The organism is Flavobacterium artemisiae (assembly GCF_042678225.1).
GTDB lineage: Bacteria > Bacteroidota > Bacteroidia > Flavobacteriales > Flavobacteriaceae > Flavobacterium > Flavobacterium artemisiae.
The window spans coordinates 735,717-748,105 of record NZ_JBHUDZ010000012.1 but is presented as its reverse complement, the minus strand read 5'-3'; the positions used below and the strand labels follow the sequence as shown (position 1 = coordinate 748,105).

The 12,389-nt window shown below is 33.0% G+C and carries 9 protein-coding genes and 2 tRNA genes; 3 read left to right on the top strand and 8 right to left on the bottom strand.

The window, feature by feature from the left end:
• Window positions 1-169: 169 nt before the first annotated feature.
• Window positions 170-240: transfer RNA gene (locus ACFSC2_RS13940), tRNA-Gln, on the bottom strand.
• 109 nt (window positions 241-349) lie between these two features.
• Window positions 350-420, bottom strand: a tRNA-Gln gene (locus tag ACFSC2_RS13935).
• Between the two features lie 245 nt (window positions 421-665).
• Here ACFSC2_RS13935 and ACFSC2_RS13930 point away from each other — a divergent pair.
• Window positions 666-3,947, top strand: a complete 3,282-nt coding sequence (locus ACFSC2_RS13930) for a glycosyltransferase family 117 protein (protein ID WP_379814819.1) — start codon at window positions 666-668, stop codon at window positions 3,945-3,947.
• A 95-nt stretch (window positions 3,948-4,042) separates the two neighbouring features.
• Complete coding sequence (locus ACFSC2_RS13925) at window positions 4,043-4,684, top strand: polysaccharide deacetylase family protein (RefSeq protein WP_379814820.1); 642 nt, start codon at window positions 4,043-4,045, stop codon at window positions 4,682-4,684.
• A gap of 24 nt (window positions 4,685-4,708) precedes the next feature.
• Here ACFSC2_RS13925 and ACFSC2_RS13920 read toward each other — a convergent pair whose 3' ends face one another.
• The 6 genes from ACFSC2_RS13920 to ACFSC2_RS13895 all read right to left on the bottom strand — a co-directional run bounded on the left by ACFSC2_RS13920 (window position 4,709) and on the right by ACFSC2_RS13895 (window position 9,191).
• The gene (locus tag ACFSC2_RS13920) at window positions 4,709-5,053 is read right to left on the bottom strand and encodes a thioredoxin family protein (RefSeq protein WP_379815447.1); all 345 of its coding nucleotides are present in this window, start codon (window positions 5,051-5,053) and stop codon (window positions 4,709-4,711) included.
• Window positions 5,054-5,085: 32 nt separating this feature from the next.
• Complete coding sequence (locus ACFSC2_RS13915; protein ID WP_379814821.1) at window positions 5,086-6,321, bottom strand: metallophosphoesterase; 1,236 nt, start codon at window positions 6,319-6,321, stop codon at window positions 5,086-5,088.
• A gap of 161 nt (window positions 6,322-6,482) precedes the next feature.
• Complete coding sequence (locus ACFSC2_RS13910; RefSeq protein WP_379814822.1) at window positions 6,483-6,671, bottom strand: hypothetical protein; 189 nt, start codon at window positions 6,669-6,671, stop codon at window positions 6,483-6,485.
• 106 nt (window positions 6,672-6,777) lie between these two features.
• Entirely contained in the window at window positions 6,778-8,106 is a 1,329-nt protein-coding gene (locus tag ACFSC2_RS13905) for a sensor histidine kinase (RefSeq protein ID WP_379814823.1), read from the bottom strand.
• 10 nt (window positions 8,107-8,116) lie between these two features.
• A complete protein-coding gene (locus tag ACFSC2_RS13900; protein ID WP_379814824.1) occupies window positions 8,117-8,791 on the bottom strand; it encodes a response regulator transcription factor in 675 nt (224 codons plus the stop codon).
• A gap of 178 nt (window positions 8,792-8,969) precedes the next feature.
• Window positions 8,970-9,191, bottom strand: coding sequence for a hypothetical protein (locus tag ACFSC2_RS13895; protein WP_379814826.1), 222 nt, complete (start codon window positions 9,189-9,191; stop codon window positions 8,970-8,972).
• Window positions 9,192-9,510: 319 nt separating this feature from the next.
• On the opposite strand from ACFSC2_RS13895, the gene polA reads away from it, so the two are divergent.
• Entirely contained in the window at window positions 9,511-12,363 is a 2,853-nt protein-coding gene (gene polA, locus ACFSC2_RS13890; protein WP_379814827.1) for a DNA polymerase I, read from the top strand.
• The last annotated feature ends 26 nt before the right edge of the window (window positions 12,364-12,389 follow it).

The window sequence follows — 12,389 nt, the reverse complement described above, 5'->3', positions numbered from 1 at the left end:
AATTCTTGCCTGGGGAGACAAAACAGCTTAAATCTGTCTGAACTTAAAAAAGGAACTCTAAATCTCAAATTCCAATTCCTATTTGAGATTTGGAATTTAAAAAATTGAGATTTTATGCTTCTTAAATTTATCGCATAAAAAAAGCCTCTCATTTCTGAGAGGCTTTGTGTTGGTCTACTAGGACTCGAACCTAGAAAGACGGCACCAAAAACCGTAGTGTTACCATTACACCATAGACCAGCAGTGCGGTTAAGCGGGTGCAAAATTAGAACTTTATTTAATTTATGCAAATTTTTGAGTAAACTTTTTTTTGCATAAAAAAAGCCTCTCATTTCTGAGAGGCTTTACGTTGGTCTACTAGGACTCGAACCTAGAAAGACGGCACCAAAAACCGTAGTGTTACCATTACACCATAGACCAGCAGTGCGATTAAGCGAGTGCAAATTTAAGTCTTTATTTAGTTTATGCAAACTTTTTGGTCAAAAAAAATCATTTTTTTTTGATTTTTTAACTTCGAAACTTCCAGAAGCAACCGAAGCACCTCATAAACAAGACATTACTTTTTAAAGATAGTTTTATAGAATTTTATGTTAATGCTCGTTTCTTTACATAAAAAAACATTTTCTTTGTAGGACAGAAAATATTTAAATTTTTAACACCTAAATATGGCACAATTCAATTTCAATAAATGGAATACAATTATTGGTTGGTTTGCATTTGCAATCGCTTTAATTACTTACACACTAACTGTTGAACCTACAATGAGCTTTTGGGATTGTGGTGAATATATCGCTACAGCCGCTAAACTTGAAGTAGGACACCCGCCGGGAGCTCCGCTTTTCCAAATGATGGGTGCCTTTTTTGCAATGTTTGCAATAGACGCACAGCACGTAGCCCTAATGGTAAACATGATGTCTGTTTTTTCTAGCGCTTTCACCATATTATTTATGTTCTGGTCTTCGTCTATGATTTTGAAAAAAATCGTAGCTCGTTTTGCAGAAATCGATCAAAATAATTCGATTGTAATTTTAGGAAGTTCTTTTGTCGGTGCGTTAGCTTACACATTTTCTGATAGTTTTTGGTTTAATGCTGTTGAAGCCGAAGTTTATGCGATGGCTTCGTTATTAATTGCCTTGCTTTTATGGCTTGGACTTCGCTGGGAACAAGACATGGACAAACCAAAAGGAAACAAATGGCTTTTGATCATTTCTTTGGTTACAGGTCTTTCTTTTGGAGTTCACTTTATGGCCCTTTTAACTATTCCTTCTATCGGATTTTTATACTATTTCAAACATTACGAAAAAGTTACTATCAAAAACTTCATTATTGCCAATCTTGTAGTTGTTAGTATTCTTCTATTTATTTTCATACTGTTATTACCATTAACGATGGCGTTCTTTGGTAAAACCGAAATTTTTATGGTAAACAATATGGGACTTCCTTTTAACTCAGGAACTATATTTGTTGCTTTATTATTTGTTGCTTTTTTCTATTTCGGATTAAAATACACAAAACAAAAAGGCTTAATTTTTTACAACACTATTATTCTTTGCATTTTATTTATCCTAATTGGTTTTTCTACATGGATGATGCTTCCAGTACGTGCAAATGCAAATACAGTTATTAATGAAAATAAACCTTCTGATGCAACTGAGGTTCTGGCTTATTATAATCGTGAACAATACGGATCAAATCCTTTATTTTACGGCCCTCAATACACAGAAGTTTTTGCTGGATTAGATGCAAAAAAACCGTATCTAGACAAAAAACCAAACTACGAAAGAGATTATAAAACAGGTAAATACATTATTACCAATAATTATAAAAATGCAGAACAAAATTCTGATGACAATCAGAAAGCATTTTTACCAAGAATGTGGAGTACAGAAACTGCTCATATTCAAAATTATATCAACTTTACAAATCCTCCAAAATTCAGAATTAATCCGAATTATGATTATGAGGATGATTTGGCTAAATACGGAATTGATACAAGCCAATTAAACGAAGAAGAGTACAACAATGCTACAGCACAATTGCGTAATGAAGTTGAAAAAACAGTTTCTGAATTTAGAAAAGCCTATGCTCAAAAACAAATTGACAACGAAGGTTATGTTAAATTCTTAAAAAGTTACGGTGATTATTTGATTATCGAAAAACCTACTAGTGGAGATAACTTCGGTTTTATGTTCGAATATCAATTTGGATATATGTATTGGAGATATTTGATGTGGAATTTTGTTGGACGCCAAAGTGATGTTCAAGGAAAATATGACAATCTTGATGGAAACTGGATCAGCGGTATTAAACCTTTAGATTCTCTTCATTTAGGATCTCAAGACAATTTGCCTTCTGATGTTTTAAATAATAAAGGCAGAAATGCTTATTACTTCCTTCCTTTTATTTTAGGTTTAATCGGAATAATGTATCATGCAAATAAAGATTTAAAGAGTTTTTATGTTCTTTTAGCGCTATTCTTATTTACTGGAATTGCATTAAAAATTTATTTGAACGAAAGACCATTCGAACCTCGTGAAAGGGATTATGCGCTTGTTGGGTCGTTTTATGTTTTTGCAATCTGGATTGGTTTTGGAGTTTATTCATTATATGAAAGTTTCCAAAAGTATGTTGCTCCAAAAATTGCCGGACCAGTTATTATTGCCGGAAGTTTATTAGCTGCTCCTGTCTTAATGGCATCTCAAAACTGGGACGATCATGATAGATCTGGAAGATATACTGCAGTTGCAATGGCAAAAGCTTATTTAAGTTCTTGTGACAAAGATGCTATTTTATTTACCATTGGAGATAACGATACGTTTCCGCTCTGGTATGCGCAGGAAATTGAGCACTTTAGAACAGATGTCAAGATCGTAAATACGAGTTTATTTATGACAGATTGGTATATTGATCAAATGAAAGCAAAAGCATACGAATCTAACCCGCTTCCGATTTCTTTTAAACATAGTGAATATGTGGGAGACAACAGAGATTATGTAGCTTATATCCAGAAGATAGATACGCGTTGGAATATTAATGACTTTATCGAATTCATTAAAAACCCTAAATCTACTGTTGGATTACAAAACGGGCAGACTATTCACTTCTATCCAACAAATAAAATCAGAGTGAATGTTGACAAAAATGTTATCATCAAAAATAAAGTTGTAAATCCTAAATATTACGATTCTATTGTTCCTTATTTAGATATTGATATCAAAGGAAGCGCATTATACAAAAACCGTTTAATGATGCTTGATATCTTAGCGAATAACAATTGGAAAAGACCAATTTACTTTAGCGGTGGTGCTTTTGACGACGAAGATTATTTATGGTTAAAAGATTATCTGCAGTTAGACGGAATGGTTTACAAATTGGTTCCTGTTAAAAATGTTCCTTCTAAAGATGGAGGTCCAATGGATATGGGGCAAATTGATGCCGATAAAATGTACAATATTGTAATGAAATGGGATTGGGGCAACAGCGAAAGCGACAAGATCTACCACGATCCAGAAACAAGAAGAAACAGTATTACATACCGTACTAATCTTTCTAGATTAATGGATCAGTTAATTGCTGAAGGTAAAATTGACAAAGCAAAAAATGTGATTAATCTCGCTATGACTAAAATGCCTTTAGACAAGTTTGGTTATTATTCTTTGGTTGAACCTTTTGCAAATGGATATTACAAAGTAGGAGAAACTGCCAAAGCACAAGATTTATTGAACAAATTGGTTGAGAAGTACAAAGAAAACTTAAACTACTACAGTACGCTTCCTCCAACTGATCAAACTGATTTGGCAATGGATATTATTACAGATATTGAGCGCTACAGAAGTTTATTGCAGGTAATGCAGAAAAATAACGATAAAGCGTTTTATGAAAAACACAAAACGACATTCAATACTTATGTAAATGTTTTTGAACGTTTTGGACGTGAAAAAGAATAATATACGAAATTTTTAATCATTAAAAAAATGCGGCGCTGTTTGATAAATAGCGCCGCATTTTTTAATTTTACGTAAGCAAGATAAATCTATTTAAAATGGGCTTTTATTGGGTAAAAACAAATTCATTTATAAAAAGGGTATTTTCTAAATATTGCTGGGACATTCCCAACAATGAAAAGAAAATATACCTGACTTTTGATGACGGCCCAACTCCAGAAATTACAGACTGGGTTTTAAGCGAACTTAAAAAATTTGATGCTAAGGCTACTTTTTTCTGTATCGGAAAAAACATTAAAGCCAACCTCGCTTTATTTGAAAAATTAATTACCGACGGACATTCTATTGGAAACCACACGATGAATCATGTAAACGGATGGAAAATTCATACCAATGATTATATCGAAAATGTGAAAAATTGTGCTGAAGTTCTAGACGAACAAGAAAAAGCTCCTCGTCGTTTATTATTTCGTCCGCCTTATGGAAAAATCAAAAAAGCACAATCTAAAGTGCTTAGAAAGTTAGGCTATAAAATTGTAATGTGGGACGTTTTAAGCGCAGACTTTGATCAAAGTATTACTCCCGAAAAGTGTCTCGAAAACGTAACAAAGAATGTAAAATCAGGAAGTGTAATTGTTTTTCATGACAGTATAAAAGCTTCTCCAAACCTGAGATTTGCTTTACCTAGAACACTGCACTTTTTAAAAGAAAATGGGTATCAATTTGACATTATTCATTAAATAACATCGAGAAAAAGAAGTTATTTAAACGCTGAATTGATCCTGAACAATTCCTATTATAGTATTGGCATCAAGCTCTCCTGACTGCCTCCAAATCATCTGCCCGTCTTTATAAATCATTAAAGTAGGAAGTCCTTTTATGCGAAGTGCTTCTGCCAGTTCCTGATTCTTATCTACATCAATTTTAATTACTTTGGCTTTATCGCCCAGCGCTGCTGCAACATCCTTAATAACAGGATGCATAGACACTGAGGATTCATTCCAGTCTGTATAAAAATCAATTAAAACAGGGACTTGGGCATTTATTAGTTCTCCAAATTTTGACATAAAACCAAAAATTTTAAGTTTTTTAAATCTATAAAAAGAAATAAATATAATACAAATTTAGCATTTTTAACGAATTAAGCGACATTACGGCCTTTTTTTAGTTCGATAACCGTTATTTCGGGCATAATTCCAACTCGTCCTGGATAGGCATGAAAACCAAATCCACGGTTAACATAAACGTATCTACCGAGATTTTCGTATAATCCTGCCCATTGTTTGTAAATATATTGCGCTAAACTCCATTTAAAATATCCTGGAATCTCAATTCCAAACTGCATTCCGTGCGTGTGACCTGCAAACGTTAAATGAAAGTTTTTAGGATGATCTTTAATCTCTGCATCCCAATGACTTGGATCGTGGCTCATTAAGATTTTAAAATCCTTTGGATCTACGTTTTCAGATGCTTTATTTAAATCTCCAGCTTTTTTAAAATTTACTCCCCAGTTTTCAACACCAATCAAAGCTATTTTATCATCGCCTTTTTGAATGTACGTATGCTCATTCAACATTAAATCAAAACCAATCTGACCGTACAATTTTTTAATCTGCTGGAAGTTTTCGTTCTTTTCTTTTTCAGAAGGCCACGTTACATATTCACCGTAATCATGATTTCCTAAAACAGCAAATTTTCCGTATTTATAATCTTTGATGCGATTAAATGTTTCCAGCCACGGATGCATTTCTTTTGCATGTGTATTTACAATATCTCCTGTAAACAAAATCAAATCTGATTCTTGTTCATTAATTAAATCAATCGCGTAATTTATCTTTTCGTGATTATCAAAACTACCGCTGTGAACGTCTGAGATCTGTGTGATTTTAAAACCGTTAAAAGCATCTGGAAGATCTGGAAAATAAATAGTCTGCTTAAAAACTTTGAAATTATATTTCCCTTCAAAAATTCCGTAAATCAAAGACAAAAACGGAACTGCAGCCAAACCTAAAGCAATTTGACTGATGAACTTTCGTCTGTCCGGCATCATTTCTTTGCGAGGCGTATTATAAACACAATAATTTAAAATACTTGCACCAACTCTGATTATGTCTTCGCCAAACATGATTAAGGTTAAAACAATTTTTGGCACATAAACCAACAGCATTAAGCCTGTGGTAAACATAAATTGCTTAGTCTGCCCTACCGAACGATCTACTTGCGAGAATGAATAAATAATAAATACTAAAACAAAAAGACTGATTACCTGATAAGCCGTTAAAACCCATTTTAGTTTAATTAAAGTGCGAAAGGCTTGATAGGAATAGAACTCAATAAATAGTAAAAGAGCGCATAGAATTGCAAAACGAAGGATCATTTGTTTATAGTTTTGAACAAAGTAACAAAGAATGGAAATTCTATTGCTTTTTATTATAAAAAATTTAACGCTCTTAATGTAAAAAGCTGAAAGATGACTCTTTCAGCTCTAACTACCAATTTTTTTTAAACTATCTAAGTATTCAACTTTTTAAGGTTGTTTTATTTTGCTTTTGCTGCTTCTGGTTTTGCAGCATCAGCTTTTTTCTCACCTTTTGCTTTTTTGTGTTTTTTCTCGTGTTTAGTTGCTTTAGCTTCTTTTGTTGTTGGAGTCGCTGCTGGAGTTGTTTGAGCGTTTACCATTGAAAATGTTCCTAAAACTGCTACTGCTAAGATTGCTAATTTTTTCATGACTTTTAAATTTTATGATTATTATTATTTCATTATTTATAAGTCAAAATTACAATCACAACATGAAGACAAAATGAAGAAAAAGTCCTACAAGAAACTTTAACTTTTAATTGGCTTTTTCAAACCATAAAGTAAAAATTGTCCCTTCATTTACTATCGATTTTACCTTAATTTGAATATGATGAAAAGAAGCAATACTCTCTGCAATTGCAAGCCCTAATCCCTGCCCTTCTTGGTCTGAACTAATACGTGCAAATCTGCTGAATATTTTTTCTGTCTGTGATTCATCCATTCCGATTCCGGAATCTTTTATTGAAATAAAATAATGATCATCAACAAAACCATCTTCTGCCAGAATAATACCTTTTGGTTTATTGTATTTTATTGCATTTGTAACCAGATTATAGATCAAAATATGTATTAAAGTCTTATTTCCCGTAAAAACAAAATCATGATTGATAGTATTGGTAAACACAATTTCTCTGTCTTCAATACGATCCTGAAGATCTTCCTGCAGATCACAAACAATTTCTTTTACATTAATTTCTTCATTGGCTTGATATTGGTTATTATCGATTCTGGAAATCAGCAATAAATTGTTTATGATTTTTTTGAGCATATCCAAAGTCTTTAATGAACCTGCAATTTTATCAACCGCATTATCATCTAAAGATTCGTTTTGCAAAAGATTTTCGAGTTTATTTTTAAGAAGTGCAATTGGCGTAAGAAGCTCGTGCGAAACGTTAGAAATAAATTGTTTTTCTTTTTTAAAAAGCTCTGCAATACGATCCATCATTTGATTTAAAACAAAATCAAGTTCTCTAAAATCTCTAGAAGCGGCTTTTATCGGAGTATGATCAAAAGCTTCAGGTTCGTTAACACGCCTTATTTTGGTGTCGATTATTTTATAAAAAGGTTTTAAAAGATATTCGATATAAAAAGTATCGGCAAGAAAAGTAATGAAGAGGATAACAACAAAAACAATGATAATAAAGAATCGGATAACAAAAGTCAAATCTTTAATTTCATTTAAACTGCTTCCGATTTCCAGCTGATAATCTTCTCCTTCAAAGGAAAAATGATGCTGCAAAATGCGATATTCATTTTCTTCTCCTTCAATTTTTCTGTATTCGTTGCTAAAAGTAGTTTTGTTATGACGCGCTTTCATTGGGACTTTAGATAGTACCAAAAACTCACTGTGAAGTGTAGAGAACTGCGAATAGGTTTCGGTAGAATCGTCTGCATTTTCTATAAAATCATTTATTTCTTCTTTATTTAAATGATCTATAAACTTTTTCTTTTTTTCTAATAATCCATTATTGATGTGATGATAAACTACATTTTGCACCAAGACAGGAAGCATTAACCACAAAATTACAATTACAAGCAGTCTTGTTAGCGCATTAAAAATAGAAAGTTGATGTTTTATCTTCACTATACTCTTTTTATTCGTTTATACGATAACCCACATTTCGAACGGTTTCAAACCAATCAATTGGAGCGTGTTTATCCAATTTTTTTCTAAGATTTCGAACATGTACATCAATAAAATTAGAATCAGAATTGACTTCGAGAATATCTCCCCAAATATGTTCTGTAAGTTGTAAACGCGTTATTACCCGATTTTTATTCAAAACCAAATACTGAAAAATATCAAATTCTTTTTTAGTCAAATTAATCGGAATCTCATTAAAAGAAACTTTATAATCCTGAAGCTGCAATACAAAATTATGAATCGTAAGATTGTTCAACGTAAAACCATGAATTCTTCTGATAACCGCAAACAATCTTGCGCTGAGTTCTGTTAAAGCAAAAGGTTTTGTCAAATAATCATCAGCACCAAGATGAAGTCCGTTAATTCTGTCGTCGAGTTCTCCCCTTGCCGTCAGCACAATTACAGCCATTTTGGATTTGGTTTTTCTAATGGTTTTCAACACATCAAACCCATCGCCGTCCGGCAGACCAAGATCAAGCAGCATCGCATCATAATCATTACTTTCTGCTTCTTCGAGTGCGTCATTACAATTATTCGCGATTTTACAAATGTAACCAGCATTGCACAAAAAGTCGTAAACTTCTACAGCTAGTTCTTTATTATCTTCAACAATCAAAATATTCATAAACTATGTGTTTAAGCGCAATTAAAATTAATCAATTCTAAAAAACTGACTGCGCATTATTAAAACATTAACGAAAAAAGCTGACAAATTTCTTCATCAGCTTTTCACCATCTGCAATCCCAAAAATTTCCTTCTGGTTTGTTTCCTAATATCCACCGAAAACAAAACAAAAGGTTACTTATTTTTTCGCTTTTGCAGTTTCTGTTTTAGGAGCTTCTTTTTTAGAAGTTTCAGTTTTTGCAGTTTCTTTTTTCTCAGTTTTTGCTTTTTTATCTGCTTTAGCTGGTTTTCCAGGACCTTTTACTTCTTTTGCAGGTTCTGTTTTTGTTTTAGCTGGAAAAGCATGAACCATTGCGCTTGTTCCTAAAACTGCTACTAACAACATCAATAAATTTCTCATGATTTCTAAGTATTTGAATTAATATCTTTTATTTTACAGTTCAAAATTACTTTCAGAAAGTGAAGAAAAAATGAAGAAATGTCTTCATAAAAAGATTTTAACTTGATATTAACGCTTGGTGGATTTTTCTAAACCTATGAATAAAGGAAATTTATTTTGTGTTAATGTTCGTCACTTGGTATCTTTTACAAGATTAATTTAATCCTTGGCATTTTAAATGAACTTATATCACTTATATGGTTCAAACCAAAATTAATTTCAAGAACTGAATCGTTTTTTAAAACCCAATTGATTATTTTTACAGACTAAATTTTTATTTATGTCGACTCAAAAACGCCTTTTTCTTTTAGATGCTTATGCACTTATATTTCGTGGTTATTATGCTTTTATAAAAAACCCGAGAATCAATTCTAAAGGAATGGACACTTCTGCAATTATGGGTTTTATGAACTCTCTTTTGGATGTTATTAAAAGAGAAAAACCGGATCATTTAGCAGTTGCTTTTGACAAAGAAGGAAGTCATGCAAGAACAGAAATGTATTCTGATTATAAAGCGAATCGAGACGAAACTCCAGAAGCAATAAAAATTGCTGTTCCTTATATTCAGGAATTATTAAGAGCCATGCATATTCCGATTATTGAACTTGCTGGATGTGAAGCTGATGATTTAATTGGAACTATTGCCAAACAAGCCGAAAAACAGAATTACAAAGTCTATATGGTAACTCCAGATAAGGATTTTGCACAATTAGTTTCTGAAAATATCTTTATGTACAAACCTGCCCGTATGGGTAACGGAATTGAAATTTGGGGAATTCCTGAAGTTTTGGCAAAATTTGAAATCGAAAGACCAGAACAGGTTATTGATTTTCTTGGAATGATGGGTGATGCTGTCGATAATATCCCAGGATTACCAGGCGTTGGTGAAGTAACCGCTAAAAAATTCTTAAAAGAGTTTGGTTCAATGGAAAATCTTTTGGCTAATACCGATAAGCTAAAAGGTAAAATGAAAGAAAACATCGAAGCTAATAAAGATAAAGGTATTTTATCTAAAAAGCTGGCCGCAATTATGTGTGATTGTGATGTTACTTTTAATGAAGAAGATTATGAACTTTCTCGTCCAGATATCGAAAAAACGGATGCTATTTTTCAGGAATTGGAGTTTAGAAGAATGGCTGAGCAGTTTGACAATCTTTTTAAAGTGGGCGGCGGAAATGAATTGGCGGGCTCAAATCCAGCTCAAGATGCTAAATTGTACAAAAAACCACAGCCAAAGAACGAAGATCAGTTTGACCTTTTTGGAGGCGGCGGAACAACTCTTGATGAAAGTGCCGAAGCTGCTAGAAATTCATTCTATAATACTTTAGAAAATACAGAACATTCATATCAGACCATTCAGGGTGATTTAGGAATTAAACTGCTTTTACAAAATCTAGAAAAACAAACTTCGGTATGTTTTGACACCGAAACAACTGGAATTGATGCTTTGCACGCAGAATTGGTCGGAATGTCTTTTGCTTACGAAAAAGGAAAAGCATTTTATGTTCCGTTTCCAGAAAGTCAGGAAGAAGCTCAGGTTTTGGTTGATAAATTTGTTCCGTTTTTTGAAAATGAAAACATTGAAAAAATCGGACAAAACTTAAAATACGATTTAAAAATCCTTTCTAATTACGGCGTGACTGTAAAAGGAAAACTTTTTGATACGATGATCGCGCATTATCTGATAAATCCAGATATGCGTCATAATATGGATATTTTGGCGGAAACGTATTTGAAATATTCTCCAAAATCTATTGAAACTTTGATTGGCAAAAAAGGAAAAAATCAGCTTAATATGCGCGATGTTCCTTTAGAGGATATTAAAGAATATGCTGCCGAAGATGCTGATATTACTTTACAATTAAAAGAAATCTTCACAACCGAATTAGACAAAACCGAGACTAAAAAGCTTTTTGATGCTATCGAAATTCCGTTAGTAGGCGTTTTAGCTGATATGGAAACAGAAGGAATTCGTTTGGATGTTGAGTTCTTAAAAGCAATGTCTGGCGAAATGGATGTTGAAATCAAATCTTTAGAACAAAAAATCTACGAAACTGCTGGAGAAACTTTCAATTTGGCTTCTCCAAAACAATTAGGAGATATTTTATTTGAGAAATTAAAAATCGGTGGTGCCAAACAAAAGAAAACTAAAACGGGTCAATACGCAACTGGCGAAGAAGTTTTGACTTATTTGGCGAATGACAATCCAATTGTAAAACAAATTTTAGACTGGCGCCAGATGGTAAAATTGCAAAGTACTTATATTTTGGCTTTACCAGAACAAGTTGACAAAAAGACTTTACGTGTTCATACCGATTATATGCAGACTGTTGCTGCAACGGGTCGTTTAAGTTCTAATAATCCGAATTTACAGAACATTCCAATTCGTACCGAAAGAGGACGCCAGATTCGTAAAGCTTTTGTGGCCCGCGATGAAAGCCATACTTTAATCTCTGCCGATTATTCGCAGATTGAACTTAGAATTATTGCCGCTTTAAGTGGAGAAGAAAATATGATTGCCGCTTTCCAAAACGGAGAAGATATTCACAGAGCAACTGCAGCAAAAGTTTTTGATGTGGCGTTAGAAGAAGTTTCACGCGAACAAAGAAGCAATGCCAAAACGGTAAACTTCGGAATCATATATGGTGTTTCTGCTTTTGGTTTGAGTAATCAAACTTCATTATCTAGAAGTGAAAGCGCTGCTTTGATCGATGCCTATTATAAAACGTATCCAAGATTACGTTCTTATATTAATGAACAAGTTGAATTTGCACGCGAAAATGGCTATGTACAAACTATTTTAGGACGTCGTCGCTATCTTAAAGACATTAATTCAGCAAATGCTGTTGTGAGAAGTGCTGCCGAACGAAATGCAGTAAACGCGCCAATTCAAGGAAGTGCTGCCGATGTGATTAAAATCGCCATGATTAACATTCATAAAAAATTAAAAGAAGAAAACTGGAAATCAAGAATGCTGCTTCAGGTGCATGATGAGCTTGTGTTCGATGTTCACAATGATGAACTCGAAAAAATTCAGCCAATGATCAAACATGAAATGGAAAATGCTTTTAAAATGTCGGTTCCTTTGGAAGTTGAAATTGGGTTAGGAAAAGATTGGCTGGAAGCGCATTGATAATTTTAGATTTCAGATTGTAGATT

Coding starts and splice junctions, on each gene's coding strand:
- ACFSC2_RS13930 (WP_379814819.1), top strand. CDS start 666: ATGGCACAATTCAATTTCAATAAATGGAATACAATTATTGGTTGGTTT.
- ACFSC2_RS13925 (WP_379814820.1), top strand. CDS start 4,043: ATGGGCTTTTATTGGGTAAAAACAAATTCATTTATAAAAAGGGTATTT.
- ACFSC2_RS13915 (WP_379814821.1), bottom strand. CDS start 6,321: ATGATCCTTCGTTTTGCAATTCTATGCGCTCTTTTACTATTTATTGAG.
- ACFSC2_RS13910 (WP_379814822.1), bottom strand. CDS start 6,671: ATGAAAAAATTAGCAATCTTAGCAGTAGCAGTTTTAGGAACATTTTCA.
- ACFSC2_RS13900 (WP_379814824.1), bottom strand. CDS start 8,791: ATGAATATTTTGATTGTTGAAGATAATAAAGAACTAGCTGTAGAAGTT.
- ACFSC2_RS13895 (WP_379814826.1), bottom strand. CDS start 9,191: ATGAGAAATTTATTGATGTTGTTAGTAGCAGTTTTAGGAACAAGCGCA.
- polA (WP_379814827.1), top strand. CDS start 9,511: ATGTCGACTCAAAAACGCCTTTTTCTTTTAGATGCTTATGCACTTATA.